The sequence below is a fragment of the Mesorhizobium sp. M0816 genome, from assembly GCF_040320005.1.
Taxonomy (GTDB): domain Bacteria; phylum Pseudomonadota; class Alphaproteobacteria; order Rhizobiales; family Rhizobiaceae; genus Mesorhizobium.
Genome location: NZ_JAMYOT010000019.1, coordinates 55,237 through 81,343, shown reverse-complemented (window position 1 = coordinate 81,343; position 26,107 = coordinate 55,237). Strand labels below are relative to the sequence as shown.

Annotated in this window: 26 protein-coding genes and 1 tRNA gene; 17 read left to right on the top strand and 10 right to left on the bottom strand. The window is 61.8% G+C overall.

What is annotated here, in order from left to right; translation table 11 throughout:
- The first annotated feature begins 12 nt into the window (after positions 1 to 12).
- From tatB to NKI17_RS25555, 6 genes are all read left to right on the top strand, one after another.
- Positions 13 to 699: a Sec-independent protein translocase protein TatB gene (gene tatB, locus NKI17_RS25580; RefSeq protein WP_352827177.1), complete on the top strand. Its 687-nt coding sequence runs from the start codon at positions 13 to 15 to the stop codon at positions 697 to 699.
- Positions 696 to 1,559, top strand: coding sequence for a twin-arginine translocase subunit TatC (tatC, locus tag NKI17_RS25575; RefSeq protein WP_023678927.1), 864 nt, complete (start codon positions 696 to 698; stop codon positions 1,557 to 1,559). Before tatB ends, tatC begins: the two co-directional genes overlap by 4 nt.
- A 316-nt stretch (positions 1,560 to 1,875) precedes the next feature.
- Positions 1,876 to 3,183 (top strand): serine--tRNA ligase, encoded by a 1,308-nt coding sequence (serS, locus tag NKI17_RS25570; protein WP_352906960.1) that lies wholly within the window; start codon positions 1,876 to 1,878, stop codon positions 3,181 to 3,183.
- 244 nt (positions 3,184 to 3,427) lie between these two features.
- Complete coding sequence (surE, locus tag NKI17_RS25565; protein WP_352577592.1) at positions 3,428 to 4,186, top strand: 5'/3'-nucleotidase SurE; 759 nt, start codon at positions 3,428 to 3,430, stop codon at positions 4,184 to 4,186.
- On the top strand, positions 4,183 to 4,848 hold the full coding sequence (locus NKI17_RS25560; protein WP_352906959.1) for a protein-L-isoaspartate(D-aspartate) O-methyltransferase: 666 nt from the start codon (positions 4,183 to 4,185) through the stop codon (positions 4,846 to 4,848). The genes surE and NKI17_RS25560 overlap by 4 nt, the downstream gene beginning before the upstream one ends.
- A gap of 353 nt (positions 4,849 to 5,201) precedes the next feature.
- Entirely contained in the window at positions 5,202 to 6,734 is a 1,533-nt protein-coding gene (locus NKI17_RS25555) for a peptidoglycan DD-metalloendopeptidase family protein (RefSeq protein WP_352906958.1), read from the top strand.
- Between the two features lie 96 nt (positions 6,735 to 6,830).
- Here NKI17_RS25555 and NKI17_RS25550 read toward each other — a convergent pair whose 3' ends face one another.
- Positions 6,831 to 7,706: an ATP-binding protein gene (locus NKI17_RS25550; RefSeq protein WP_352906957.1), complete on the bottom strand. Its 876-nt coding sequence runs from the start codon at positions 7,704 to 7,706 to the stop codon at positions 6,831 to 6,833.
- A 292-nt stretch (positions 7,707 to 7,998) separates the two neighbouring features.
- Between NKI17_RS25550 and yajC the strand changes: the two genes are divergently transcribed.
- From yajC to NKI17_RS25530, 4 genes are read left to right on the top strand one after another with little or no spacing between them, the layout of a single operon-like run.
- Positions 7,999 to 8,340: a preprotein translocase subunit YajC gene (gene yajC / locus NKI17_RS25545; protein ID WP_352451381.1), complete on the top strand. Its 342-nt coding sequence runs from the start codon at positions 7,999 to 8,001 to the stop codon at positions 8,338 to 8,340.
- A 51-nt stretch (positions 8,341 to 8,391) separates the two neighbouring features.
- Positions 8,392 to 10,944, top strand: coding sequence for a protein translocase subunit SecDF (gene secDF / locus NKI17_RS25540; protein WP_352568850.1), 2,553 nt, complete (start codon positions 8,392 to 8,394; stop codon positions 10,942 to 10,944).
- Between the two features lie 15 nt (positions 10,945 to 10,959).
- Entirely contained in the window at positions 10,960 to 11,349 is a 390-nt protein-coding gene (locus tag NKI17_RS25535) for an Mth938-like domain-containing protein (protein ID WP_352568849.1), read from the top strand.
- Positions 11,350 to 11,374: 25 nt separating this feature from the next.
- The gene (locus NKI17_RS25530; protein ID WP_502894606.1) at positions 11,375 to 12,202 is read left to right on the top strand and encodes a phytoene/squalene synthase family protein; all 828 of its coding nucleotides are present in this window, start codon (positions 11,375 to 11,377) and stop codon (positions 12,200 to 12,202) included.
- Between the two features lie 26 nt (positions 12,203 to 12,228).
- On the opposite strand, the gene trmFO is transcribed toward NKI17_RS25530, so the two are convergent.
- The 3 genes from trmFO to NKI17_RS25515 all read right to left on the bottom strand — a co-directional run bounded on the left by trmFO (position 12,229) and on the right by NKI17_RS25515 (position 14,342).
- Positions 12,229 to 13,638 carry a methylenetetrahydrofolate--tRNA-(uracil(54)-C(5))-methyltransferase (FADH(2)-oxidizing) TrmFO gene (gene trmFO, locus NKI17_RS25525; RefSeq protein ID WP_352568848.1) on the bottom strand — a complete coding sequence of 470 codons (1,410 nt, stop codon included), beginning with the start codon at positions 13,636 to 13,638 and terminating at the stop codon, positions 12,229 to 12,231.
- A gap of 374 nt (positions 13,639 to 14,012) precedes the next feature.
- On the bottom strand, positions 14,013 to 14,153 hold the full coding sequence (locus NKI17_RS25520) for a DUF1127 domain-containing protein (RefSeq protein WP_023678914.1): 141 nt from the start codon (positions 14,151 to 14,153) through the stop codon (positions 14,013 to 14,015).
- Between the two features lie 48 nt (positions 14,154 to 14,201).
- Entirely contained in the window at positions 14,202 to 14,342 is a 141-nt protein-coding gene (locus tag NKI17_RS25515; protein WP_023678913.1) for a DUF1127 domain-containing protein, read from the bottom strand.
- A 222-nt stretch (positions 14,343 to 14,564) separates the two neighbouring features.
- On the opposite strand from NKI17_RS25515, the gene NKI17_RS25510 reads away from it, so the two are divergent.
- Positions 14,565 to 15,683 carry a DUF2157 domain-containing protein gene (locus NKI17_RS25510; RefSeq protein WP_352568847.1) on the top strand — a complete coding sequence of 373 codons (1,119 nt, stop codon included), beginning with the start codon at positions 14,565 to 14,567 and terminating at the stop codon, positions 15,681 to 15,683.
- On the top strand, positions 15,680 to 16,264 hold the full coding sequence (locus NKI17_RS25505) for a GDYXXLXY domain-containing protein (RefSeq protein WP_352587907.1): 585 nt from the start codon (positions 15,680 to 15,682) through the stop codon (positions 16,262 to 16,264). The genes NKI17_RS25510 and NKI17_RS25505 overlap by 4 nt, the downstream gene beginning before the upstream one ends.
- A 91-nt stretch (positions 16,265 to 16,355) precedes the next feature.
- Here NKI17_RS25505 and NKI17_RS25500 read toward each other — a convergent pair.
- A tRNA-Leu gene (locus tag NKI17_RS25500) sits at positions 16,356 to 16,440 on the bottom strand.
- Positions 16,441 to 16,783: 343 nt separating this feature from the next.
- Between NKI17_RS25500 and tig the strand changes: the two genes are divergently transcribed.
- The 5 genes from tig to NKI17_RS25475 all read left to right on the top strand — a co-directional run bounded on the left by tig (position 16,784) and on the right by NKI17_RS25475 (position 21,716).
- On the top strand, positions 16,784 to 18,259 hold the full coding sequence (gene tig, locus NKI17_RS25495; RefSeq protein WP_023678910.1) for a trigger factor: 1,476 nt from the start codon (positions 16,784 to 16,786) through the stop codon (positions 18,257 to 18,259).
- Between the two features lie 160 nt (positions 18,260 to 18,419).
- A complete protein-coding gene (locus tag NKI17_RS25490) occupies positions 18,420 to 18,941 on the top strand; it encodes a hypothetical protein (protein WP_023678909.1) in 522 nt (173 codons plus the stop codon).
- 212 nt (positions 18,942 to 19,153) lie between these two features.
- Positions 19,154 to 19,507, top strand: a complete 354-nt coding sequence (locus tag NKI17_RS25485; protein WP_502894605.1) for a c-type cytochrome — start codon at positions 19,154 to 19,156, stop codon at positions 19,505 to 19,507.
- A 147-nt stretch (positions 19,508 to 19,654) separates the two neighbouring features.
- Positions 19,655 to 20,587 (top strand): heme o synthase, encoded by a 933-nt coding sequence (locus NKI17_RS25480; protein ID WP_352906956.1) that lies wholly within the window; start codon positions 19,655 to 19,657, stop codon positions 20,585 to 20,587.
- A 316-nt stretch (positions 20,588 to 20,903) separates the two neighbouring features.
- Positions 20,904 to 21,716, top strand: a complete 813-nt coding sequence (locus NKI17_RS25475; protein ID WP_352454471.1) for a DUF2189 domain-containing protein — start codon at positions 20,904 to 20,906, stop codon at positions 21,714 to 21,716.
- A gap of 66 nt (positions 21,717 to 21,782) precedes the next feature.
- On the opposite strand, the gene NKI17_RS25470 is transcribed toward NKI17_RS25475, so the two are convergent.
- The 5 genes from NKI17_RS25470 to ctaD all read right to left on the bottom strand — a co-directional run bounded on the left by NKI17_RS25470 (position 21,783) and on the right by ctaD (position 26,022).
- On the bottom strand, positions 21,783 to 22,256 hold the full coding sequence (locus NKI17_RS25470; protein WP_352906955.1) for an aminoacyl-tRNA deacylase: 474 nt from the start codon (positions 22,254 to 22,256) through the stop codon (positions 21,783 to 21,785).
- Positions 22,257 to 22,400: 144 nt separating this feature from the next.
- Entirely contained in the window at positions 22,401 to 22,805 is a 405-nt protein-coding gene (locus NKI17_RS25465) for a cytochrome C oxidase subunit IV family protein (protein WP_352470444.1), read from the bottom strand.
- 10 nt (positions 22,806 to 22,815) lie between these two features.
- Entirely contained in the window at positions 22,816 to 23,538 is a 723-nt protein-coding gene (locus NKI17_RS25460) for a heme-copper oxidase subunit III family protein (protein WP_352466991.1), read from the bottom strand.
- A gap of 13 nt (positions 23,539 to 23,551) precedes the next feature.
- Complete coding sequence (locus NKI17_RS25455; RefSeq protein ID WP_352466990.1) at positions 23,552 to 24,256, bottom strand: cytochrome c oxidase subunit 3; 705 nt, start codon at positions 24,254 to 24,256, stop codon at positions 23,552 to 23,554.
- Entirely contained in the window at positions 24,253 to 26,022 is a 1,770-nt protein-coding gene (gene ctaD, locus NKI17_RS25450; protein ID WP_023678901.1) for a cytochrome c oxidase subunit I, read from the bottom strand. The genes NKI17_RS25455 and ctaD overlap by 4 nt, the downstream gene beginning before the upstream one ends.
- Positions 26,023 to 26,107 lie beyond the last annotated feature (85 nt).

Genomic DNA, 26,107 nt, shown 5'->3' with positions numbered 1-26,107 from the left:
GAACGTATAGCTATGTTCGAAGTCGGCTGGACCGAGATGCTGGTGATCGCGATCGTCATGATCGTGGTCGTCGGGCCCAAGGATTTGCCCAACATGCTGCGCACCTTCGGCCGCACGACGGCGAAGCTGCGCGCCATGGCGTCCGATTTCCAGCGGCAGTTCAACGACGCGTTGAAGGAAGCCGAGCTCGACGACGTCAAGAAGTCGGTCGATTCGCTGAGAAGCCTCAATCCGGCAGCCGAGATCAGGAAACAGCTCAATCCATTCGAGCAGGCCGCCGCCGACGTCCGTTCCGGCGTCGACGCAGTGATGAAACCCAAGCCGGCCGTCGATGCCGCCGCTGCGACGGAGCAGGCGGCCGAGCCGCTTAAGAACGGCGCAACGACGATGCCGGGCGTCAGCCCGCCGGAGCCGGCGCCGGCCACGCCGATCTTTCCGCCGATGACGGACGAGTCCGTCGTAGCGCCGGCAGTGCAGGCGCAAACGGCTGCAGCGGCCGTGCCGAAAAAAGCACCTGCGGCAAAGAAGAAGCCAGCGCCCGCGAAAGCCCCGGCCGCCGTCCCGGCCAAGCCGGCAAAGACTGCTGCGCCAAAGGCTGCCGCAAAAGTTGAGCAAAAAGCGCAGTCGTCAGCAACGAAGAAGCCGGCGTCAGCAACGAAGAAGCCGGCCGCCAGGAAAACGGCGGGAGCCGCCAAGTGAGCGTTTCGGACAAGGAAAAGGACGAGATAGAAAAATCGTCGGCTCCGCTGATGGAGCACCTGATCGAGTTGCGCCGGCGGCTGATCTGGTCGATTGGCGGTTTTTTTGTTGCCTTCCTGGTCTGCTTCTTTTTCGCCAAGCGGCTGTTCAACCTTCTGGTCATTCCGTTCAGATGGGCGACCCAATGGGCCGGGCTCGACCCGCACAAGGTCGAGCTGATCTATACGGCGCCACAGGAGTTCTTCTTTACCCAGGTCAAGCTCGCCATGTTCGGCGGCATGGTCATCGCCTTTCCGCTGATCGCCACGCAGATCTACAAATTCATCGCGCCCGGCCTCTACAAAAACGAGCGCAACGCCTTCCTGCCGTTCCTGATCGCCTCGCCGATCCTGTTCCTGATGGGCGCATCGCTGGTCTATTTCTTCTTCACGCCGATGGTGATGTGGTTCTTCCTCGCCATGCAGCAGACCGGCACCAACGACCAGGTGCAGATTTCGCTGCTGCCGAAAGTGTCCGAATATCTCAGCCTGATCATGACGCTGATCTTCTCCTTCGGCCTGGTGTTCCAGCTGCCGGTGGTGACAAGCCTGATGACGCGGGTCGGCATGCTGTCGTCCACGGCCCTGGCCGAGAAGCGCAAATGGGCGATCGTCATCGCCTTTGTGGTGGCGGCGGTGCTGACGCCGCCCGACCCGATGAGCCAGATCGGCCTCGCCATTCCGACGATCCTGCTCTACGAGGTCTCGATCTGGTCGGCCCGGCTGATCGAACGCAGCAAGGAGCGCGACCGTGTGGCCCGCGAAAAGCAGGACGCCACCGAAGAGGTGGCCGAAAAGCCGGCGGACGCGTCTTCGACGTAGGTTCGGTTGAAGCGGGCAGCATTTTTTTGCCGGCCATAGCAACTTTGTTCTTGCTTTGTGCCGGCAGCTATGCTACTAATTTAAGTATGGTGCCAATTGGCTCCAAAAACCCGCCTCCCGAGGCGGGTTTTTTGTTTCCAGGGTCCTTTCGATCGAACGTTGCGCGTGCTGCCTACCTGAGGTCGGCGCGAAGGAACTCTGCCTTGACGTCTTGTATCGATGCGGTTTACGCCCTCTGGTCTTTGTTTTGGGCATGTCATTGTCCCAAAACCGCTGCGCACTTTTGGGCGACATGCCCTCTGAGGACGAACAGACCATGCTTGACATCAAATGGATTCGCGACAACCCGGAGGCCCTTGTCGAAGCGCTCCAGAAGCGCTCGTGGTCGGCCGAGGATGCGCAGTCCACGGTCGACGACCTGATCGCCGCGGATGAGGCGCGGCGCGAGCATCTGACCGAGCTGCAGACCAGGCAGGAACGCCGCAACGCCGCATCGAAGGAGATCGGCAATGCCATGCGCTCGGGCGATGCAGCTCTTGCCGAAAGGCTGAAGGCCGAGGTCGGCGAGATCAAGGCCTTCATCCAGAATGGCGAGGCGCGCGAGCGCGAGCTCGACAAGGCGCTGACCGATGCATTGGCGGTGCTGCCAAACGTGCCGTTCGACGACGTGCCGGTCGGCAAGGACGAGCACGACAACGTCGTCAAGCGCGTCGTCGGCGAGGTGCCGACGCGGCCGAACTGGGTGAAGGAGCATTTCGAGATCGGCGAAGCGCTCGGCATGATGGATTTCGAGCGGGCAGCACGGCTTTCCGGCTCGCGCTTCACCGTGCTCAAAAGCGGCCTGGCGCGGATGGAACGCGCGCTCGGCCAGTTCATGCTGGATCTGCACACCACCGAGCACGGCTATGTAGAGATCCAGCCGCCGTTGATGGTGCGCGACGAGGTGCTTTTCGGGACCGGGCAACTGCCGAAATTCGAGGAGGATTTATTCTTCGTTCGGCACGGGGACGGCAGGCTTGGCCTCATCCCAACCGCCGAAGTGCCGCTCACCAATCTGGTACGCGAAGAGATCACGGCGCATGAAAAGCTGCCGCTGCGCTATACCGCGCTGACGCCTTGCTTCCGCTCGGAGGCCGGTTCGGCCGGGCGCGACACGCGCGGCATGCTGCGCCAGCACCAGTTCTACAAGGTCGAGCTGGTGTCGATCACCGACCAGGAGACTTCGGTTGCCGAGCATGAGCGCATGACCGAATGCGCCGAGGAGGTGCTGAAGCGGCTCGGCCTGCCGTTCCGCACCATGACGCTGTGCACCGGCGACATGGGCTTTGGCGCGCGCAAGACCTACGACATCGAGGTCTGGCTGCCCGGCCAGAATGCCTATCGCGAAATCTCGTCTTGCTCGGTGTGCGGCGATTTCCAGGCGCGGCGCATGGACGCCCGCTACAAGGACAAGGACGGCAAGGGCAACCGCTTCGTCCACACGCTGAACGGTTCGGGCACCGCCGTCGGCCGCGCTCTCATTGCCGTCATCGAAAATTACCAGAACGAGGACGGCAGCGTAACCATTCCTGAAGCGCTTCGTCCTTACATGGGCGGTCTCGCAAAGATCGAATCATCGAGGTGACAAGCTTGTCGGCCCCGCGTCCCTTCGCGCCCCCCTCTGTCCTGCCGGACATCTCCCCCTCAAGGGGGGAGATTGCGCCGTCATCACAGCTTTCGCCAACTGTTGGCGTAGCAAGGAAGGCGGCGGCTACGGTATTGCCGATCTCCCCCCTTGAGGGGGAGATGTCAAGTGGTGGAAAAGAGGGCAGGACAGAGGGGGGTATCGTAGAGCGCTGCCGTCAATCCAATTCTGCAAAGGCGGTCTCATGCGCATCCTCCTGACCAACGACGACGGCATCCATGCCGAGGGCCTTGCATCACTCGAACGCATCGCGCGCACGCTGTCGGACGACGTCTGGGTGGTGGCACCGGAACAGGATCAGTCCGGCTATGCGCATTCGCTGTCGATCTCGGAGCCGCTGCGGCTCAGGAAAATCGGCGAAAAGCACTTTGCGGTGCGCGGAACGCCGACCGACTGTGTCATCATGGGCGTGAAGAAGATCCTGCCCGAAGCCCCTGACCTGATCCTGTCAGGCGTCAATTCCGGCGCCAACATCGCCGACGACGTCACCTATTCGGGCACGGTCGCCGGCGCCATGGAAGGCGCGCTGCTCGGCGTGCGATCGATCGCCATCAGCCAGGCCTATTCCTATGTCGGCGAGGACCGCGTCGTTCCCTACGAGACCACCGAAGCGCTGGCGCCGGCCCTGCTCGAAAAGCTCGTCGCCATGCCGTTGCCGGACGGCGTGCTGCTCAACGTCAATTTTCCGAATTGCGAGCCGCAAGAGATCGCCGGCACTGTGGTCACTTCGCAGGGCAAGCTGGTCCACAGCCTGTGGGTCGACGAGCGGCGCGACGGGCGCGGCCTGCCTTACTACTGGCTGCGCTTCGGCCGCGAGCCAGTCGAAGGCAAGCAAGGCACCGACCTCCATGCCTTGCGGAATCGGCTGGTGTCGGTGACGCCGCTGCAGCTCGATCTCACCGCGCATGAAATCCGCGATCAACTGGCCAAGGCGCTCGCATGAACTTGAACCACGCTGCAACGGTCGACGAGCGCGAAGGTTTCGCTGCCTTCCTGCTTCGCCTGCGCGGCAGGGGGACGGTGCCGAAGGCGCTGATCGCCGCCTTCGAGGCGACGCCGCGGCGCGGCTTTCTGTCTCCGCATTTCCACTCGATAGCCTGGTCGGACCGTATGCTGCCGATCGAATGCGGCGAGGCCATCGAAGGCGCCGACCTGCAGGCGGCGGTGATCGCGGCACTTGCCATCGAGCCGGGCAACCGGGTGCTCGAGATCGGCACCGGGTCCGGCTACACGGCGGCGGTGATGTCGCGGCTTGCCGCGCGGATCGTCACCATCGACCGTTACAAGACGCTGGCCGAACAGGCCCGGCAGCGGCTCGAGGCGCTCGCCATCGGCAATGTCATCGTGCGCCAGGCGGACGGTTCCAACGGGCTGGCCAACGAAGCGCCGTTCGACCGCATCGTCGCCTGGGCGGCCTTCGACAGCCTGCCGCGCTTTCTCCTCGACCAATTGTCGAGCGGCGGCATCGTCATCGCGCCGATCGGACCCGACGAAGGCGAGCAGGTGCTGGCCAAGCTGACCAAGATCGGCAGCCGCTTCGAACGCGAGGATATCGGCCTGGTGCGCCTGCAGCCGATCCTGCACGGTGTCGCCGCGGTGATCTGATTCCGGGTGCATCGCGCCGCTTGGGGATCAGCCGAAGCCTGTCGTTTCGTCATCCTAGGGCGCAGCGAGGCGCGAAGCGACGCAGCGCAGACCCTAGGATCCATGCCGCGCCCTTGAGGCGTTGCAAGGGTGCAGAATGCTGCTCCGCCGTATTATTCGGCCAAGGTCACGGAATGGATCCCAGGGTCTCCGCGACGGAGCTTCGCTCCTGCTCCGCCCTAGGACGACGAAGTTGAGAGCCTTCCTCGACTATTTTAAGAAAATTTGCGTCTGATTCTACAGGTTTAACCGACCGGTAACATTAACGCGCTTTAATCACACTCAGTTGTACCGGGTCTGTGCGGGTTAGTGCGATGCAATTCAGTGTTTTGAAGGCAAACGGACGCAATCTGGCGCGTGGCTGCGCCGTCCTCATGATCGCAGGCGCTGCGACGGGGTGTAGTTCCCAGGTGGCGCGGTTCAACAGCGTCGATGACGTGTTCACCGCCTCGACCAACAACCAGCGCGCCATCATCGACAAGCAGGATGCTGCCCAGCCCTATCCGGGCGATGTTGCGGCCGCGCCGATCGACGGCAGCCACACCCAGTCGGTCAGCCGCTCAAGCCTCGAACCGGTCACGGCGCAGCAATTGCCGCCGCCGGCTCCCGCCATGGCGCCTGCCGCCCGTCCGGTGCGTACCGCTGCCGCGCCGGCCCTGGCGCCTGCCGCTCCTCGTGTCGACAGGACGGCAACCGGCACCGTCGCTCCGGCGGCAAGGCCGTTCAAGAACGCCGAGCCCGACGCGCCGCGCATGGCGACGGCCGCCGGCGCACCGCATGCAACCGAGATCGTCGTCAAGGACGGCGAGACCATTTCCGGCCTGTCGCGGCGCTACGGCGTGCCGGCCGATGCCATCATGAAAGTCAACGGGCTGAGCGCGACCAAGGGGCTGAAGACCGGCCAGAAGCTCGTCATCCCGGCCTATGCGTATTCGAGCAACGGCGCCACGCCGAAAGTCGCCGACGCCAAGCCCGCGAACGGCACCAGGCACGACCAGCCGGCCGACGCGCCGGAGAAGGTGGCCGTGCTGCCGCAGCAGCCGAAGCTCAGGGAAGGCAAGTCTGCCGCGCAGGTGGACGCCTCGGCTGCCGCGAGCCAGCCGAAGGATGGAAAGACCGCGCCCAAAGTGGCTTCGGCGACGGCCAAGCCAGCCGGTGCCGGCGGCACCTACACGGTTCAGCAAGGCGATACGCTGTCGGCCATCGCCAGAAAGACCGGCGTCGGCGTCGTCGCGTTGAAGCAGGCGAATGGCATGCAGGATGGACTGCTCAAGATCGGCCAGACCCTGAAAGTGCCGGCAGGCGGAACCGCTGTCGTCGCCGACGTGAAGCCGGCAAAGGTCGATCCGGTGACGACGGCCACCACCCAGCCGCCGGCCAAGACAACGCCGACGCAGACGCTCGCCTCCTACACGCCGCCAAAGAAGGACGCGAAAGTCATCCAGCAGGCCGAGGACGACGATGCGGTCGCTCCGGACGCAACCGGCATCGGCAAGATGCGCTGGCCGGTGCGCGGCCGCGTGATCTCAAGCTTCGGCGGCGGCAAGGACGGCGTCGACATTGCCGTGCCCGAGGGGACGCCGGTCAAGGCGGCTGAAAACGGTGTCGTCATCTATGCCGGTGACGGCCTCAAGGAATTCGGCAACACGGTGCTGGTGCGGCACGAAAACGGTCTGGTCACTGTCTACGGCCACGCCAGCTCGATCGAGGTGCAGCGCGGCCAGAAGGTCAAGCGCGGCCAGGAAATCGCCCTGTCCGGCATGAGCGGCACCACCGACTCGCCGAAACTGCATTTCGAAGTGCGCAAGAACTCGGCGCCGGTCGATCCTTCGACCTATCTCGAATAGAAGACGAAAGCGATTTGCGGGCCACTTGACCTTCAGCCCGCCGAGGAAGTCCGCTCCGCAAGGTGCGGGCTTCTTCTGCTGTTAGTCCTTGAGCGGCTAATCCTTCAGCGATTTGCCGAGCCGGCCTGCCAGATCCTGGGTGAACTGCCAGGCGACGCGGCCCGAACGGCTGCCGCGCGTCGTCGCCCATTCCAGCGCCTCGGCGCGCAGCGTCTCGGGATCGATGGCGAGATCGTGATGGCGGACATAGCCGTCGATCATGTCGAGATATTCGTCCTGCGAACATTTGTGGAAGCCAAGCCACAGGCCGAAGCGGTCCGACAGCGAAACCTTCTCCTCGACCGCTTCCGACGGGTTGATCGCGGTCGAGCGCTCATTGTCGATCATGTCGCGCGGCAACAGATGCCGCCGGTTCGAGGTGGCGTAGAAGATGACGTTGGCCGGGCGGCCCTCGACGCCGCCTTCAAGAGCTGCCTTCAGCGATTTATAGGACGTGTCGTCATGGTCGAATGACAGGTCGTCGCAAAACAGGATGAAGCGGAAGGGTGCCGCCTTCAGCAGTCCCATCAGCTTCGGCAGCGTGTCGATGTCTTCGCGATGGATCTCGATAAGCTTGAGCGGCAGGTCGAGGTTGGCCGAAGCGTTGACCGCGGCGTGCACCGCCTTGACCAGCGACGATTTGCCCATGCCGCGCGCGCCCCACAACAGCACGTTGTTGGCAGCATAGCCTAAGGCGAAGCGCTCGGTGTTGTCGACCAATATGTCGCGGACGCGGTCGACGCCGCGGATCAGGCCGATGTCGACGCGGTTGACCTTGCGCACCGGCTCCAGATAGCCGGGATCGGCCTGCCAGACGAAGCAATCGGCCTCGCCGAGGTCGGTTTGCGGCACCGGTGTTGGGGCGAGGCGGGCGACCGCCTCGATCAGGCGGTCGAGCTTCTGGCTCAGGATATCGATGGTACTGTCGGTCATCTCTTGTCTTTTTTGTTTCGCATTTGGGATGGTGCGGCAGGCCAACCTACCTGATTTCAGCGGTTTCGAAACTCGTCCCAAGCATTTGTTCGGGCATGATCTTTTGCGGAAACCGAGCGTCGCTTTTCGGGATCACCCTCTAACACGGCTCACCAAGCCGGAAAAGCAGCCGATTTGCCCGGCGGCGCAGTTGCATTGGCAACGTTACCGACTATATTCCGGCCAAATTTGGCGGGGCCGTCAAATTCCCAGAACGGTTTGGCGGCTGTTTTTAAAATTCAGGAGTACCTCGATGTTCGTGACACCGGCATACGCCCAAGGCATCGGCGGGGACTCGTCCGCAATGTTTATCCAGATCGTGCCGTTTGCTCTGATTTTCGTGATCATGTATTTTCTGATCATCCGGCCGCAGCGTACACAGCTGAAGAAGCGCGGCGAGATGCTGGCGGCGGTTCGCCGCGGCGACACCGTTGTCACCGGTGGAGGCTTGGTCGGCAAGGTGACCAAGGTGATCGACGATAACGAGCTCGAGATAGACCTTGGCGGCGGTACCAAGGTGACGGCGCTGCGCTCGACGATCGCCGACGTGCGCGTCAAGGGCGAGCCGGTGGCGAACCAGAACGCCAAGAAATAACCGAATTGTCGGCGGAACGATCCGCCAGTACGCCCTGACGGACGACGCCATATGCTTTATTTTTCGCGCTTCAAGATGATCCTGATCTGGCTGGCCGTGGCCGCCACAGTGGTCCTCGCTGCGCCCAACCTTTTTTCCGCCAGCACGCTGGCCAAGTTGCCCGACTGGGTGCCGAAGCGGCAGATGACGCTCGGCCTCGACCTGCAGGGCGGCTCGCACATCCTGCTCAGGATGGATCCGAACGATCTGATCAAGGACCAGCTGGAGACGACGCGCGACGAAATTCGAACGCTGCTGCGCAATGCCAAGGTCGGCTATACCGGCCTTTCCGGATCGGGCCGCAGCGTTCAGGTCCGCATCACCGATGCCAATCAGGTCGATGCCGCCAAGAATGCGTTGAAGACATTAACCGATCCGGTGCAAGCTGGCCTGTTCAGCGGCGGCTCCATCCGGGAGATGACACTGGATGAATCCCAGCCCGGCCTGCTCAAGTTCACCGTCACCGATGCCGGCATCAAATACCGCACCTCGGCGGCGCTGACGCAGTCGATCGAGGTCGTCGGTCGCCGCGTCAACGAGCTCGGCACCACCGAGCCGATCGTGCAAAGGCAGGGCGACGATCGCGTTCTGGTCCAAGTGCCGGGCCTGCAGGATCCGCAGCGGCTGAAGGAGATCCTCGGCCAGACCGCCAAGCTGACCTTCCAGATGGTCGACCAGTCGATGCCGGTGCAGGATGCGCTCAAGGGCCGCCCGCCGGCGGGGTCCTCGGTGCTCTATTCGCAGGACGATCCGCCCGTTCCCTATCTGATCGAGAACCGCGTCATCGTCTCGGGTGAAGACCTCGACAAAGCGAGTGCGACCTATAACTCCCAGACCAACGAGCCGGTGGTTTCGTTCACCTTCAATTCCAGGGGAGCGACGCGGTTCGGCCAGGCGACATCGCAGAATGTCGGCAAGCTGTTCGCCATCATCCTCGACAATCAGGTGATTTCGGCGCCGCAGATCCGCGAACCGATCCTTGGCGGCAGCGGCCAAATCTCGGGCAATTTTACTGCCGAGAGCGCCAACGACCTCGCCGTGCTGCTGCGTGCCGGCGCTTTGCCGGCGACCCTCACCGTGATCGAGGAGCGCACGGTTGGCCCTGGCCTCGGCCAGGACTCCATCCATGCCGGCAAGGTCGCCGGCATCATCGGGTCAATCCTGGTGGTGGCGTTCATGTTCGTCGCCTATGGTTTCCTCGGCTTCCTCGCCAACATCGCGCTGGCGGTGCATGTTGCGATGATCGTCGGGCTGCTGTCGCTGCTTGGAGCGACGCTGACCCTACCTGGTATCGCCGGTATCGTGCTGACCATCGGCATGGCGGTCGATTCGAACGTCCTCATCTATGAACGCATCCGCGAGGAGCGACGTGCCGGCCGCTCGGTCATTCAGGCGATCGATACCGGTTTCAGCAAGGCGCTGGCGACCATCGTCGATTCCAACGTGACCTCGCTGATCGCAACCGTGGTGCTGTTCTGGCTCGGAACCGGGCCGGTGAAGGGCTTTGCCGTCACCTATGCCATCGGCATCCTGACCACGGTCTTCACCGCCTTCACCTTCACCCGCCTGCTGGTGTCGATCTGGCTTCGCCGGGCCCGTCCGAAGGAGTTGCCGCGCGCGCCGGTGACCTTCATTCCGCCGGGAACGAAAATTCCGTTCATGGGCATCCGCCGCTGGACGTTCACACTGTCCAGCGTGCTTTCGGTGCTGTCGGTCATCGGCTTCATGACCATCGACATCAATTACGGCATCGATTTCAAGGGCGGCTCACTGATCGAGGTGCAGGCCAAGACCGGCAATGCTGATCTCGCCGACATCCGCGGCAGGCTGACGGAACTCAACATCGGCGAGGTGCAGGTTCAGCAGTTCGGCGAACCGAACGACGTGCTGATCCGCGTCGGCACGCAGGAGGGCGGCGAGAACGCCGAACAGACCGTCATCGACAAAGTGCGCGGCGAGCTGCAGGACCAGTATGATTTCCGCCGCGTCGAAGTGGTCGGGCCGACGGTCTCGGGCGAGCTTGCCAAGCAAGGCACCATTGCCATGCTGGTCGCGCTGCTCGGCATCCTGATCTATGTCTGGTTCCGCTTCGAATGGCAGTTCGCGGTCGGCGCCATCGTTGCGACCGTTCACGACGTGGTCATGACGATCGGCTTCTTCGTCATCACCGGCCTCGAATTCAACCAGTCGTCGCTGGCGGCGATCCTCACTATCATCGGTTATTCGCTCAACGATACGATCGTCGTCTATGACCGTGTTCGCGAGGATCTGCGAAAATACAAGCGAATGCCGCTGCCGCAATTGCTGAACAACGCCATCAACGAGACGCTGTCGAGGACGACGCTGACCTCGGTGACGACGATCCTGGCGCTGCTGGCGCTGGTGCTGTTCGGCGGCGAGGTGATCCGCTCGTTCACCATGGCCATGCTGTTCGGCGTCGTGTTCGGCACCTATTCGTCGATCTTTATCGCCGCGCCACTGCTTATCCTGTTCAAGCTGCGGCCGCAGGCCACAGCGTCCGATGAGGAAAAGCCGGTGGGCGGCGGCAAAGCCATAGCCACCTGACGGCTTGCCTCAAAAGTGGCCAAGGGCATCGTCATCCGCGAGGCGCATTTCCCCGGCCGCGCACCGATCGAGGCTTACGGCAATGGCGGTTTCCGCTTTGCCGACATGTCGCATCGCGGCTCGCTGCTGTGCCTGCCTTCTGGCATCTATGGCTGGGAGCCGGCCGATCCGTTGGCGCTGACGGCAGCGGATTTCACCAAGCTGTTCAACGAGGCCGCCAAGGTCGAGATCCTGCTGGTCGGCAGCGGCAAGGATCTGAGGCCGTTGCCGACCGCGCTGCGTGCCGCGCTGAAGGACGCCGGCATTTCCGCCGATCCGATGTCGACCGGGGCGGCGGTGCGGACCTATAATGTGCTGCTGGCTGAAGACCGCGCCGTGGCGGCAGCACTCCTCGCCGTCGACTGACGTGGCCGAAAACACCAAAGTCGTCATGGAGACGGTGCGCGCCGCCGATCATGACCGCTATCTGACCGCGCTCTACGCGCCCGAAGACAAGCGGGACGCGCTGTTTTCGCTCTATGCCTTCAACGCCGAAATTGCCGGCATACGCGATCGCATCCGCGAAGCGCTGCCGGGCGAGGTCCGGCTGCAATGGTGGCGCGATGTCATCGCCGCCGAAGAGGATGAGGCAGAGATTGGCCATCCCGTGGCGGACGCGCTGAAGGCGACGATTTCCACTCACCGCCTGCCCAAGGCCGCTTTCGACAATATGCTCGAAGCGCGCGTCTTCGATCTCTATGACGACCCGATGCCGTCGCGCACCGATCTCGAAGGCTATTGCGGCGAGACTGCCGCCGCGCTCATCCAGCTTGCGGCGATCGTGCTCGATCCGGCCGAAGCACCGCGCTTTGCCGAACTTGCCGGCAGGGCAGGTTGTGCGCAGGCGATGACCGGTCTGCTGCTTCTGCTGCCGCTGCATCGCAAGCGGGGACAGTGCTTTGTCCCGGCCGACATTTTGGCAGCGGCGGGATCCTCGCCGCAAGAATTCGTTACAGGCGACGGCGGGCCGGGCGCGGAACGCGCCGTTGCCGCGATGATCGCGCTGGCACGCGAGCATCTTTCCGCTTTCGAGCAGGGGGCGTCCACCCTGCCGGTTTCACTGCGTCCGGCCTTTCTGCCGCTGGCTCTGACGGGCGCGTATCTCGGCAAGATGGAGGGCTCCCGCCACTCACCGCTTGATGGCGCGGTGCGGCTTTCGGCCTTGCGCCGGCATTTGCTCTTGTTCCGGCGCGCGACGCGGGGCTGGCCGGTCGCATAGAGGCTGCCGCGTAGCCAACCTGATCGTTATTCCGCAGCTTCGGCCTGGGAAGGCAGCCCCAGCCATTCGCGGCAGTCGGCGAGCGCGCGCGATGTCACGGCGTGCCGCTTGGCAACCGTCTTGTCCTTGCCGCGCAGCCGCTTGCCCTCGATCTTTGGCGCGTCCACGGGCGGGAACAGACCGAAATTGACGTTCATCGGCTGGAAGGAGCGCTTTCCCGGCTCGTCGTCGGAGACAATATGGCCGCCGGTGATGTGGTTGAGCAAGGCGCCGAAGGCGGTGGTCAAGGGCGGCAGCGACGGCGCGTGGCCAAGCCTTTCGGCGGCGGCAAAGCGCCCGGCAAGCAGACCGATGGCGGCGCTCTCGACGTAGCCCTCGCAGCCGGTGATCTGGCCGGCAAAGCGCAGGCCGGGTCGCGACTTCAACTGCAGCGACGCGTCGAGCAGCGTCGGCGAATTGATGTAGGTGTTGCGGTGCAGGCCGCCTAGGCGGGCAAATTCGGCGTTTTCCAGCCCGGGGATGGTGCGGAATATGCGCACCTGCTCGGCGTGCTTCAGCTTGGTCTGGAAGCCGACCATATTGTAGAGCGTACCCAGCGCATTGTCCTGGCGGAGCTGGACGACGGCATACGCCTTTACAGACGGATTATGCGCATTGGTCAGTCCCATCGGCTTCATCGGCCCGTAGCGCAATGTCTCGACGCCGCGCTCGGCCATCACCTCGATCGGCAGGCAGCCGTCGAAATAGGGCGTGCCTTCCCATTGCTTGAATTCGGTTTTCTGGCCGTCGACCAGCGCCTGCACGAAGGCAAGGTACTGCTCCTTGTCCATCGGGCAGTTGATGTAATCCTTGCCGGTGCCGCCGGGGCCGACCTTGTCGTAGCGCGACTGGAACCAGCAGATATCCATGTCGATCGTGTCGAAATGGACGATCGGCGCGATGGCATCGAAGAAGGCGAGTGCGTCGGCGCCGGTTGCTTCCGCAATCGATTGGGCGAGCGAAGGCGCGGTCAGCGGGCCGGTGGCAACGATCGCCTGGTCCCAATCCGCCGGCGGCAGGCCCGGCATTTCCTCGCGCCGAATGGTGATGAGCGGGTGGGCTTCGAGCTTTCTGGTCACCGCTTCGGAAAACCCGTCGCGGTCGACGGCCAGCGCACCGCCGGCCGGCACCTGGTGAGCATCGCCGGCGCTCATGATCAGCGAACCAGCCAGCCGCATTTCGGCGTGCAGCAGGCCGACGGCATTGGTTTGCGCATCGTCGGAGCGGAAGGAATTGGAACAGACGAGCTCGGCCAGCCCGTCGGTCTTGTGCGCATCGGTGCCGCGGACGGGACGCATTTCATGCAGGACAACGGGAACGCCGGCTTCGGCCGCCTGCCAGGCGGCTTCGGAGCCGGCAAGTCCGCCGCCGATAACGTGAATGGGGTTCTTGTCCATGAGCGCCGAAATAGTCGCTTGGCGCAAGGATTGCAATTGCCACGCGGGAGAATGGCTGACGGGGGAAGCCGCCCCAAAACAACAACACCCGCCGGGGGAGGAGGTCCGGCGGGTGTCGTTTTGTTGGTCGATCCTCGGGAGGAGGTGAAGATCGACCGTATTCGTCATCGCCGGGGAGGAGGTCGGCTTTGACGAAATTCTTTTCGCCATTTGAAAGGGCGCGAAACCCTTTTTAGAAACAACCTGGAAACAGCGCCCGCCGAGGGAGGAGGTCCGGCGGGCGCCGTTTTTGTGGTCAACCCTCGGGAGGAGGTGAAGGCTGACCGTATCCGTCAGGGTCGGGGAGGAGGTCGACCCTGGCGAAATTCTTGTGGTTAGATCGCCCTGCGAGCGACCATCTTGATCTCGTCGCGGACGATGCCGAGATCGTTGAGCTGGCGATTCGACAGGCGACCCAGCTCGGTAACCGTCTCGCGGTAGACGCGCCAGTTACGATAGTTGCGGATCAGGTTCATTGTCGTTCTCTTTTCAAAACTGGTTCGGACCATTTGCGGCCCGAAGGATTAGACCGCCTTGCGGGCGACGTAGTGAATGTCGCTGCGGCTGATGCCGAGGTCGGTCAGTTCACGGGTGCTCAGGCGGTTCAGCTCGGACACGGTGTCCCTATAGCGGCGCCAGTTGCGATAGTTGCGGATCAGGTTCATGGTAGTCTCGTTTCGTCTTTCTTTCGGATCATTCCGTCTTTGTGTGCACCGTGAAAATAGGTGGGGTCATATCGATTTAAAAGCGCTATTGGTGCATGGCAGCAATGCAAATTGTGCAATGCAGCATTAACGCGCGTCCGGCTTTCCGCCCAGATCGGAAAATGCCGTTAGGTCAAACGCTTGGCCGGACGAGCTAAAAGGACCAAGCAAAGGGGGAGGGGCATGGCGAGCTATTCGTCACGGGTCAGGTCGGATATCGCACGATGGCAACAGGCCGGCCTGATCGACGCGCCGACAGCCGATGCGCTGACGCGCGACGTCGAGGCAAACGAACGCAAATCGCTGAGTTTCGGCTCGATCCTGGCGATGATGGCGGCGCTGCTGTTCGGCGCGGCTATCCTGATCTTTATCGCCGCCAACTGGGAAGTCATCCCGCGGCTGGTGCGGGTCGCGGCACTTTTTGCCGTTATCCTTGCCGGCTATGTCGGCGGCGCGGTGCTGAAGATGCGCGACCATGCGGCGATCGGCGAGGCGCTGTGGATCGTCGCGGCAGCAGCGTTCGGCGGATCGATCGCGCTGATCGGCCAGATGTATCATTTGTCGGGCGACGAGGCCTCGGCCTTGATCACCTGGGGCGCCGGCACGGCGCTGGCGGCGGTGGCGCTGCGCTCAAACCCGCTGACCGTCGCTGCTGTCGGCATCGCCGATGCCTGGCTGTTCCTGAGAGGGTTCGACTACTTCCGGCGCACGGAATTTCCGCATCTCTTCGTGGTCATGGCGCTAATTCTGTTCGCCGTTTCGTTCTGGACGCGCAGCCAGGCGGCGCGCCACCTGATCATCCTGTCGGTGCTTTTCTACCTCGTGCTGTTGGCCATGGAATACGACACGCTGCAAGTCGCCATCCCGCTCGTTGCCGCGTCGGTGCTGCTTTTTACCGCTGCGATCTTTGCTGCCGGGCCGGTCGAGAGGGTTTTGCAACTCGGCGGCAGGTTGCCCTTGCACGCGCTGATCGGCTTTCTCACCGGCCTGGCGATGATCCAATTCGAACTGGCGGATGAAAGCAGCTACAATAGCGGCTTCGCCATTGCCTCGGCTGTTGCGCTGGCCGGCATCGTCGCGGCGATCGTGCTGGGCGGCCGCGAGAGCCGGGGACTGCGCTGGGTTGCCTATGCGGGCTTCGCCTTCGAACTCGCCATCATCTATGTGGTGATGCTGCAATCAATGCTCGACACGGCAGGCTTCTTCCTTGCGGCGGCGGTGCTTCTCGCCGTTCTTGCTTTCATTATCATCCGCATAGAAAAGCGCATGAACGCCTCGAACATGACAGGAGCGGCGGCATGATGACCGGCAAAAGACTGATCATCTCGGCGCTGGTCCTGGCGCTCGTCCAGATCGGCTTTCTGAGCTGGATCATCGCCGGACGCGCGGCGATCCTGCGCGATGGCAAGCAGGTCCTGCTCAGGGTCGAGCCGATCGATCCGCGCGATCTCTTGCGCGGTGACTACATTCTGCTCGGCTACGATATTTCGCGCATACCGGTGAAGCTGATCGGCAACATTCCGGCCGGCAAGCTTTCCAGCGAGGAAACGTCGATCGTGGTCAGGCTGAAGCAGGGCGCCGACGGCTATTGGGGGCCGACCGCGGCTTGGTTCGGGCAAGCGCCGGCGCCGGCAGCATCCGATGAAGCCGATATCGTCGGACACGTCTCCGAGGGCTGGAATATCAGCCAGGGAGCAACGACGATCGCGCCGGATTACGGCATCGAGCGCTTCTATCTGCCGGAAGGCGAGGGGATGGCGATCCAGAACGACATGCGGGTGCGGCCGTTCGGCATCCGGGTGGCGATTGCGGCGAACGGCACGGCGCAGATCAAGGCGCTGGTGGATGGCGACAAGACACTGTTCGAGGAGCCGCTTTACTAGATCGCGCTACGGCCTTGGCAATGATCCTCCTTCGCCAAGGCTTCGGAGGAGCTTCGAGTGGCCTGCCACCTGCAGCTCGAAGAGCGAAGGGTGGTGCGGATGAAGGGACTCGAACCCCCACGCCTTTCGGCACTGGAACCTAAATCCAGGGCGTCTACCAATTCCGCCACATCCGCATTGCCCGGCCAATCCCATGTAGCCATCATTCTGTCAATGTCAGAGCCCACATCGGCATCATTGGCCGGAATGCAAAGATGGTTGAAAATCGGCCGCGCCTGTGACAAAAGGCGTGTCGAATGTGACGGGACGCGACGATCCGCTTCTGCAGAATGTGATAAGAAGTAGGAAAAACAAAGACTTATTCACATTTTGGAGCGTATTTCTGGAGGATTTGTGCCGCGTTGAGCGGACAGATCGCCAAGTCCCGCACCAAAAGCCATTCCCGGCAAGATCATACCGGCAGGCTGTAAACGGCAGGGGCCGTTTGACGGCCTCATTGGTGGAAACAAAGGTTTTATGATGCAGGTCACCGAAACGCTCAACTCCGGTCTCAAGCGCGAGATCAAGATCACCGTGCCGGCCGGTGACATGGAAGCCAAGCTGATGGCGCGGCTCTCCGACGCCAGGAACAAGGTCCGCATCAACGGCTTCCGCCCCGGCAAGGTGCCGGTGCAGCATCTGCGCAAGGTCTACGGCAAATCATTCATGGCCGAAGTGGTCAACGAGATTCTCAATGATTCGACCCGTTCGATCATCACCGGGCGCGGCGAAAAGGCCGCCATGCAGCCTGAAGTGATCATGACCGAGGACGAGAAGGAAGCCGAGAAGATCCTGGCAGGCGGTGCCGATTTCGAGTTCCGCCTGAACTATGAGGTCATTCCGCCGATCGAGATCAAGGATTTCTCCGACATCAAGGTGACGCGCCAGGTGTTCGACGTGCCGGATGAAGAGATCGACGAGCAGGTCAAGCGTGTCGCTGAATCCGCCCGCACTTACGAGCCGAAGACCGGCAAGGCCGCCGAGGGCGATCGCGTGACCATCGATTATGTCGGCAAGATCGACGGCGAAGCCTTCGGCGGCGGCGCCGGCACCGATCAGCCGCTGGTGCTCGGCTCGAAGGAATTCATCCCCGGCTTCGAGGACCAGCTGGTCGGCAGCAAGGCCGGCGACGAGAAGCAGGTCACGGTTACCTTCCCGGAAAACTACCAGGCGGCGCATCTGGCCGGCAAGGAAGCCACTTTTGACGTGACGATCAAGGAAGTGTCGAAGCCCGGTGCGCTTGAGATCAACGACGAGATGGCCAAAAATCTCGGCCTTGAATCGCTGGAGCGCCTGCGCGAGGTGGTGCGCGGTCAGATCGAGAACCAGTTCGGCTCGATAACGCGCCAGAAAGTCAAGCGGCAGTTGCTCGACCAGCTCGACGCTGCTTACTCGTTCGAGGCGCCGTCCAAGCTCGTCGAGGCCGAGTTCAACAACATCTGGAACCAGGTCAACCGCGACCTCGAAGCTGCTGGGCGCACCTTTGCCGACGAAGAGACGACGGAAGAAGAAGCGCGTGCCGAATACATGCGGCTTGCCGAGCGCCGCGTGCGTCTCGGCCTGGTTCTCGCCGAAATCGGCGAGAAGGCCGGCGTCACTGTGACGGACGAGGAATTGCAGCGCGGCCTGTTCGAGCAGGTGCGTCGCTATCCGGCCAACCAGCAGCAGGAAGCCTTCGAATTCTATCGCAATAATCCCGAAGCGCTGAACACGTTGCGCGCGCCGATGTTCGAAGAGAAGGTGGTTGACCATCTGCTCGGCCAGATTTCGGTCACCGATGTCAAGGTCAGCAAGGAAGAGCTGCTGGCCGACGACGAGGATACGGAGACAACCAAGGCCAAGCCGGCGAAGAAGGCGGCTGCGAAAAAAGCGGACACCAAGAAGGCCGACGACGACGCTGAAGAGCCGAAGAAAAAGGCCGCGCCGAAGAAGAAGGCCGCCAAGGACGCTGAATAACGTCCCCGCTGAATTCCGAAAGGCCGCCTTCTCGAGGCGGCCTTTTTCGTTGTGGCGCAGACGCAACGGATTTCACGCATCTGGCGGTCGAGGTAGCGATATGAAGCTTTGATGATTATCTGCGCTGGGTTGCTGACCGCAGCGGTTGTTGGAGGCATCGTTGAGACAGTTCTTCGGTATCGGAAGCGTGGCGGCGGCGTTCCTGCTTGCGTCGGTCTGCGGCATTGCCCAGGCTGATACGGTTCTCGACAACTGGCGGTTCGACAAGAGCAGCGATGGCCTTGTCACCGCCTCGCTTTACGCGACCAACAAGCTCATCACCGGTGGCGGCGCATTGAGCTACAGCCCGGTTTTGACGATCGCCTGCCGGACAGCCGGCGAACCGCGTTGGAGCGAATGGCTGCAACTGAGCGACACCGTTTCCGCCAGCCGAACCATCGCCATGTCGGTGACTGTCGGCCAATCCGGCAAGCTCAACGAAAGCTGGTCGGTCGGCCCGCGCAGCAGAATGCTGGTCCGCGACGGTGCCGACGGCATCAGGCGACTGATTTCCGCGGACCGGCTGCTGCTGTCCTGGCGGTTCGGGCTGCTGTCGGGGCGCGGCAAAGCCGAGTTTGACCTCACCGGAGTTGAAGAGGCGATCGGCCGGATCGCCGCCAGCTGCAACACCAAATTGCCTTGAGCAGATTGTCCGCATTAAACCTTTGCATGGCCGAACTCTACCTGCCGGCCGGGTTCTGTGGTATGTAGGTGCCGCAACCCCAGGCATTGGATATCCGTTCTGCCATTCAAGAGCGCATGCCAGCGGACTAAATGTCGGCCTGTGCAGGTCAGCCAGGGCAAATTGGCGATCAGGGAGGAAATGCCATGCGTGCCATTGTGTTTTTTATCATCATGTCCGTCGCCACCGTCATTGCCGGCCCCTCGCGGGCACAGGATGCCGCGGCGGGTGAGAAGGTCTTCGCCAAATGCAAGGTCTGCCATATCGCGGACAAGGATCAGAACAAGATCGGTCCGTCCTTGAACGGCGTCATCGGCCGAACGGCCGGCACGCATCCAGGGTTCAGCTATTCCAAGGCTATGACCGAGGCCGGAAAATCCGGCGTTAAATGGGACGAAGCCACGCTGACGACCTACCTTCGCGATCCCAAGGCGATGGTCAAAGGAACCAAGATGGCGTTTGTCGGCCTCAAGAAAGACGAGGACATCGCCAACGTCATTGCTTATCTGAAGCAATTCTCCAAATAGCCCGGCTCTTCCGCCGGATCTTGGCATAGCAAACAGGTCGAGGCATAGCCTCGGCCGCAATCTGCCGGCAGTGTCGGTGGGGAGGGCGGCTCGTTGCAAAAAAGACATTGGCCGGCTAGGCTGCCATTCCCATCGGTGGTCGTCTGAATGTCGACTGAAGAAAGCCGTCTCAAGGATACCGGCATCCGCCTCTCGGAGGCGACGGCGGGTGATTTCTTTGCGCTTTTGAAGCCACGCGTCATGGCGCTTGCCGTGTTTACTGCCTTCGTCGGCCTGATGATGGCGCCCGGCGTGATGAATCCAGTTATCGCCGTAATTGCCATCGGCGCAATCGCGGTTGGAGCGGGAGCCGCCGGCGCGCTCAATATGTGGTACGACGCAGACATAGACGCCTTGATGTGTCGCACGTCCAAGCGACCAATTCCGTCCGGTCGCGTCACGCCTGGCGAAGCTCTCAGCTTCGGTCTGGTGCTTTCCGCACTGTCGGTCATGACGCTCGGCGTGCTGGTGGGGTGGCTCGCCGCATCGTTGTTGGCGTTCACCATCTTTTTCTATGTTGTTATCTACACGATGTGGCTGAAGCGCTCGACGCCACAGAATATCGTCATAGGCGGCGCGGCAGGCGCCCTTCCTCCGGTGATCGGGTGGGCTGCTGCAACCGGCGCAATCGGCATTGAAAGTCTCATCCTGTTTCTGATCATTTTCCTCTGGACGCCGCCTCATTTCTGGGCGCTGGCCCTTTTCAAGGTCGGTGACTATGCCGCGGCGGGGGTCCCGATGATGCCGAATGTGGCCGGCCAGCACTCGACCAGAAAACAAATCTTCGCCTATTCGCTGCTCTTGGCGCCAATCGGCGTGCTTCCTTGGGGCTTCGGCTTCGCGAGCGGATATTACGGCACTGTTTCAGCCGCGTTGGGTGCAGGTTTCATTTGGCAGGCCTGGAAGGTTCTCGTCGCCGACAAGGAGATGAAGCCGGCAAAGGCACTGTTTGCGTATTCGATTGTCTATCTTTTCGCAATATTTGCGGCGTTGCTTGCCGACACCATTGTAATGCGAGTGATCGCTTCAGCCGACTATTGACCCCGGCTCAAAACATCACGTTGGCAGAGCACAAAATCCCAGCAACAGCAGAATAATGACGCCAAGGCCGAGTATGAGAACTGTCCTTCCGTCCATGACCTTCACCTTCGACTAGAAGAGCATATCGAAGAACGGCGTCCGTAGCTAGTCAGGCTACCCGGGAGCTCCTACTCCCGGGCCTTCCTACAAAGCGCGACAAGTCCCCCGCATGAGAGTATATTGATCATGGTGCAGGTCGCGGTTTGCGTGGGCCAATCATGCAGAACGGCAGCACCGTAAAACGCGACCTTACCGGACCTGGTCTGGAGGAATGGTCATGGCAAGCTTTCACGTGATAGCAGGCGCCGGCGAGACGCTGGAACACACCAGAATTCGAAAAATCGGTGTCTCCGATCTTTTTGATGCGCTCAGGCGTGGCGTCGACGATTTTATGGTCAAGCCGTCGCACATCGTTTTTCTCTGCCTGATCTATCCGATTGCGGGAGTCGTGCTTGCTGTCTGGACATCAGGTAACAACACGCTGCCATTGCTGTTTCCGCTTGTGTCCGGCTTTGCACTGATTGGTCCGTTCGCGGCGATCGGCCTCTATGAGATCAGCCGGCGACGGGAAGCCGGGCTCGACGCCTCGTGGAGGCACGCCTTTGAGGTCAGGAGTTCTCCGGCACTGCCGGCTATTGCAGCGGTCGGCGTCATGCTGCTTGCGATCTTTATCGCCTGGCTTTTGACGGCCCAGATATTCTACCAGACCCTGTTCGGCCCGGCGCCGCCGCAATCGCTGTCCAGCTTCATCAGTGAAATATTCGCCACGGGACGCGGCTGGACGCTCATCATCCTGGGTCACGCCATCGGCTTCGTGTTCGCCGCGGTTGTGTTGTGCACCACGGTCGTCGCGTTCCCGTTGTTGCTCGACCGCGATGTCGGCGCCTACGAAGCCATCCACACCTCGGTGCGCGTTGTCCTGGCCAACCCGATCGTGATGGCCGTGTGGGGCCTTATCGTCGCCGTCGCCCTGATCGTCGGCTCGCTGCCAGTGTTCGCCGGGTTGGCAGTCGTGCTGCCGATCCTTGGTCATGCGACCTGGCATGTCTATCGGAAAGTTGTGGAATCGCCGCCGGCCACCAGACCGTGAGCTGAAAAAAACCTGCCCTGCGCGCACCGGTGAAAGTGCCGGTGCGGGCAGGGTGGGGCAGAGCTTTCAATAGGCCGGGTGGCTGAAACGGGCGTGGCGCGCGTCCTTTGTCAGGTCGCGGAAATCCTTGCCGCTCACATGCACCAGCGTCCTATGGTCACCGCCCTCGAAATAGATTTCGGGAGCGTCGCCGAGGCTTTCATCCAGGACCACTGGCACATCATAGGCAGCGCCGATCGGCGGCACAGCGCCGACATCGCAATCGCCGAACAACGAGACCACCTCGTCTTCGGAGGCAAGTCCAAGAGGCTTGTCCATGACATCCTGCAATGTCGCGAGTTCTATCCTGTGCGTGCTTGGAACCACGGCGAGCGCGTAGCCACGGTCGTGGTGAACGACCACCGATTTGGCCATTATGCTGCCAGGCACATGTGCCGCAATGGCAGATTGTCTGCTTGTCGCCGTGCGGTGATGCTCGACGGTGTCGTAGGAAATTCCTTTCCTATCGATGAAGTCCTTCAGTCTGTTTGCGATGGTCATCTTGGGCGCCCCTTGCTGGTGTTCGCGACGCATGTGGAAACGCCGGCATCGCCTGTCGTTTCCGATACCAACAGAAATGGACCAGTCGTGGATTGTTTCAAGGCGAAGGCTCCAGGACCGGACGGCCTGGATCCGGATTGCATGTCAGGGCCCGGCCCCGAAAAACGCCATTCGGGTGAGAAGCGTGTAGTCCGCTTCGAAGACCATCATCGTCACGAACACCAGAACCAGCACCGGCGGCAGGATAATTGCATATGCCAGTGCCAGCCGTTCCCAGGCCATGTGCATGAAGATGGCGACGATCAGTCCTGCCTTGAGGATCATGAAGATCAGGATCAGCGACCATCTGAGATAGCCGTGGAGACCGAAATAGTCGACCAGATAGGAGCAGGTGCTGAGGATGAACAACCACGCCCAGACCACCAGATAGAGCTTGATCGGGTGCTCCTGATGAACCTCCGCCGGGGTAACGCCGGTCGTCGTCGCATCATGGGTACGGGCGCTGTCCAGTGCGTGTTGTCCCAGGCCGTTTGCGGTTGCTTCAGCCATGTCCTGCCTCTCACCAAAGATAGAAAAATGCGAAAATGAACACCCAGACCAGGTCGACGAAATGCCAGTAAAGCCCCATGATTTCGACGTTCTCGTAGCGGCCCCTTCGGCTGGTGAAGAAGCCGGGCCGTCCGACATCGTAATCCCCGCGCCAGACCTTTCGCGCCACGATGATCAGGAAGATCACGCCGATCGTCACGTGCGTGCCGTGGAAGCCGGTGATCATGAAAAAGGATGCGCCGAACTGGGCAGCGCCCCAGGGATTGCCCCAAGGCCGCACGCCCTCGGTAATCAGCTTGGTCCATTCGAAGGCCTGCATGCCGACGAAGGTCGCGCCGAGTGCTGCGGTCAAGAGCATCAGCACTGCCGTCTTGCGGCGGTCGCGGCGGTAGCCGAAATTGACCGCCATGGCCATCGTTCCGCTGCTCGAGATCAGCACGAAGGTCATGATGGCGATAAGGATCAGTGGAATGTCGGAGCCACCGATGCGCAGGGCGAAGACCTCGCTCGGATTGGGCCACGGCACGCGTGTTGAGATACGCGCGGTCATGTAGGAGAGCAGGAAGCAGCCGAAGATGAACGTGTCGCTGAGCAGGAAGATCCACATCATGGCCTTGCCCCAGGACACGTTTTTGAACGCCCGCTGATCCGAGGACCAGTCGGCGGCGATGCCTTGCAAGCCTGCGGGCCGCAGCTCTGTTCGGCCGATGTGGGCCAGTGTCGTCTCTGCCATCCGCCCATTCCTCCTAGGTCAGCAACCCTCGGCAAATGTCGATTAAAGTCGAAGCCCAGCCGGCCAGAAGCGCAAAGATGGCGAGCCAGATGAAAAGCAGGAAATGCCAGTACATGGCGCACAGCTCGACACTGAGGCGAAGCCGCTGCGGCTGCGCTCCGTTCCAGGCGCCGACGCTCGTTCTGCCCAGCCCGACCAGTCCTCCCAGTATATGCAGGCCATGCATTCCCGTTAGCAAGTAGAAGAAGCTGTTGGCCGGATTGGATGCCAGAAAATAGCCGTCCGCACTCAGTTCCCGCCATGCCACAAGCTGTCCAATCAGGAAAACGAGCGCCGTGAGTCCAGCGGTGGCGAGGCCAAGCCTGACCATGTCCACTTGACCCTTGCGCGCTGCGAGCGAAGCGCACTGTATCGCAATGCTGCTCAAGACCAGTACGCCGGTGTTAAGCCAGAGCAGGGGCGGGATGGGCAGCGGCCGCCAATCCGACAGCGCCATGCGCATGAAATAAGCACTGGTGAACAGCGCGAACAGGCAGCCGACGACGGCAAGGAAGACGCCGAGACCGATCTTTGCGGTCGGCAGCGCCGATCGGTCCAGAGCGACAAAATCCCCGATCATACCTTGCTCGAGCCACGGCTTCGTCATTAGCCGCTGATGGGAAAGCCACCACCCGGCAATACCGGCGATCACGAGCAGGAAGACCAGGATTACGCTCATGCCGGCTCCCTGGAGGGCGCGAAGGAGCCCGGAACGTTTTGCGGTATGAAGTCCTCCTTGGCTCCCGGTACGCTGTAGTCATAGGCCCAGCGATAGACGATCGGCAGATCCTTGCCGAAATTGCCGTGGGCGGGCGGTGTTTCGGGCGTCTGCCACTCGAGCGTCGTTGCCCGCCACGGATTGCCGCCAGCCTCACGGCCATGGCGGATGCTCCAGATGAGATTGAACAGAAACACAATCTGAGCAAAACCGACTATAAAAGCCATGATGCTGATAAACGAGTTCAGGTGGTGGGCCGATTCCGTCATGATCGTCATGTCGGTCAATTCGTTGTACCGCCGCGGCACGCCCATCAAGCCGAGATAGTGCATGGGAAAGAAGATCAGATAGGCGCCGAGGAAGGTGACCCAGAAATGGAACCGGCCCAGTGTCTCGTTCAGCATCCGGCCGGTGACCTTCGGATACCAGTGATAGATCGCGCCGAAGATTACGATGATCGGGGCAACCCCCATGACCATATGGAAATGGGCGACGACGAACATCGTGTCCGACAGCGGAACGTCGACGACGACATTGCCAAGAAATAGCCCAGTCAACCCGCCATTGACGAAGGTGACGATGAAGGCCAAGGCAAAAAGCATCGGGATGGTGAGGTGGATGTCGCCGCGCCACAGCGTCAGCACCCAATTGTAGACCTTGATGGCTGTTGGGACGGCGATGATCAATGTCGTTGTGGCGAAGAAAAAGCCGAAATAGGGATGCATGCCACTGACATACATGTGGTGCGCCCAGACCACGAAGCTCAGCGCGCCGATGCCGACGATGGCCCAGACCATCATGCGGTAGCCGAAGATGTTCTTGCGCGCGTGGGTGCTGATCAGGTCGGATACGATGCCGAAGGCCGGAAGCGCCACGATGTAGACCTCCGGATGGCCGAAGAACCAGAACAGATGCTGGAACAGGATCGGGCTGCCGCCGCCGTGCTGCAACTGTTCGCCCATCTCGACGATCGCCGGCATGAAGAAGCTGGTGCCGAGCGCCCGGTCGAGCAGCATCATCACGCAGGCGACGAACAGCGCCGGGAAGGCGAGCAGCGCCATGATGGTGGCGGTGAAAATACCCCAGACAGTAAGCGGAAGGCGCATCAGCGTCATGCCGCGCGTGCGCCCCTGCAGCACCGTCACGACATAGTTCAAGCCGCCCATGGTAAAGCCGACGATGAACAGGATCAGCGAGACAAGCATCAGGATGATGCCCCAGTCCTGGCCGCCTGGCGTACCGGTCATGATCGCCTGCGGCGGATAGAGCGTCCAGCCGGCACCCGTCGGTCCGCCGGGCGCAAAGAAGCTCGACACCAGGACCAGCACGGCGAGCAGATAGATCCAGTAGCTCAGCATGTTGACATAGGGAAAGACCATGTCGCGAGCACCAACCATCAACGGGATCAGATAGTTGCCGAAGCCGCCCAGGAAGAGTGCCGTGAGCAGGTAGATCACCATGATCATGCCGTGCATGGTGATGAACTGGTAGTAGGCTTCCGGGGTGATGAAGTCGAATGTGCCGGGGAAGCCGAGTTGCAGCCGCATCAGCCAGGATAGCACCAGCGCGACCATGCCGATCGCTGTCGCCGTCGCCGAATACTGGATGGCGATGACCTTGGCGTCCTGCGAGAAAACGTATTTCGTCCACCAGCTGTGCGGATGGTAGAGTTCCATTTCCGCGACTTCGGCCGGCGGTACCGCATCTGCAGGTGTGATATCGACCATAGGAACACCTCCGTGCCCTTTTCGGCCAGCCCGACAGTTCGGGCTTGCCACACTAATTTCAATCCCGACGGCGCGCCGTCGTTCC

Coding starts and splice junctions, on each gene's coding strand:
- NKI17_RS25515 (WP_023678913.1), bottom strand. CDS start 14,342: ATGAACCTGATCCGCAACTATCGCAACTGGCGCCGCTATAGGGACACC.
- serS (WP_352906960.1), top strand. CDS start 1,876: ATGCTTGACATCAAATGGATTCGCGACAACCCGGAGGCCCTTGTCGAA.
- surE (WP_352577592.1), top strand. CDS start 3,428: ATGCGCATCCTCCTGACCAACGACGACGGCATCCATGCCGAGGGCCTT.
- secDF (WP_352568850.1), top strand. CDS start 8,392: ATGCTTTATTTTTCGCGCTTCAAGATGATCCTGATCTGGCTGGCCGTG.
- tatB (WP_352827177.1), top strand. CDS start 13: ATGTTCGAAGTCGGCTGGACCGAGATGCTGGTGATCGCGATCGTCATG.
- NKI17_RS25560 (WP_352906959.1), top strand. CDS start 4,183: ATGAACTTGAACCACGCTGCAACGGTCGACGAGCGCGAAGGTTTCGCT.
- NKI17_RS25510 (WP_352568847.1), top strand. CDS start 14,565: ATGGCGAGCTATTCGTCACGGGTCAGGTCGGATATCGCACGATGGCAA.
- NKI17_RS25550 (WP_352906957.1), bottom strand. CDS start 7,706: ATGACCGACAGTACCATCGATATCCTGAGCCAGAAGCTCGACCGCCTG.
- NKI17_RS25555 (WP_352906958.1), top strand. CDS start 5,202: ATGCAATTCAGTGTTTTGAAGGCAAACGGACGCAATCTGGCGCGTGGC.
- ctaD (WP_023678901.1), bottom strand. CDS start 26,022: ATGGTCGATATCACACCTGCAGATGCGGTACCGCCGGCCGAAGTCGCG.
- NKI17_RS25465 (WP_352470444.1), bottom strand. CDS start 22,805: ATGGCTGAAGCAACCGCAAACGGCCTGGGACAACACGCACTGGACAGC.
- NKI17_RS25505 (WP_352587907.1), top strand. CDS start 15,680: ATGATGACCGGCAAAAGACTGATCATCTCGGCGCTGGTCCTGGCGCTC.
- NKI17_RS25530 (WP_502894606.1), top strand. CDS start 11,375: ATGGAGACGGTGCGCGCCGCCGATCATGACCGCTATCTGACCGCGCTC.
- NKI17_RS25485 (WP_502894605.1), top strand. CDS start 19,154: ATGTCCGTCGCCACCGTCATTGCCGGCCCCTCGCGGGCACAGGATGCC.
- trmFO (WP_352568848.1), bottom strand. CDS start 13,638: ATGGACAAGAACCCCATTCACGTTATCGGCGGCGGACTTGCCGGCTCC.
- NKI17_RS25475 (WP_352454471.1), top strand. CDS start 20,904: ATGGCAAGCTTTCACGTGATAGCAGGCGCCGGCGAGACGCTGGAACAC.
- NKI17_RS25455 (WP_352466990.1), bottom strand. CDS start 24,256: ATGAGCGTAATCCTGGTCTTCCTGCTCGTGATCGCCGGTATTGCCGGG.
- NKI17_RS25480 (WP_352906956.1), top strand. CDS start 19,655: ATGTCGACTGAAGAAAGCCGTCTCAAGGATACCGGCATCCGCCTCTCG.
- NKI17_RS25460 (WP_352466991.1), bottom strand. CDS start 23,538: ATGGCAGAGACGACACTGGCCCACATCGGCCGAACAGAGCTGCGGCCC.
- yajC (WP_352451381.1), top strand. CDS start 7,999: ATGTTCGTGACACCGGCATACGCCCAAGGCATCGGCGGGGACTCGTCC.
- tig (WP_023678910.1), top strand. CDS start 16,784: ATGCAGGTCACCGAAACGCTCAACTCCGGTCTCAAGCGCGAGATCAAG.
- NKI17_RS25520 (WP_023678914.1), bottom strand. CDS start 14,153: ATGAACCTGATCCGCAACTATCGTAACTGGCGCGTCTACCGCGAGACG.
- NKI17_RS25470 (WP_352906955.1), bottom strand. CDS start 22,256: ATGACCATCGCAAACAGACTGAAGGACTTCATCGATAGGAAAGGAATT.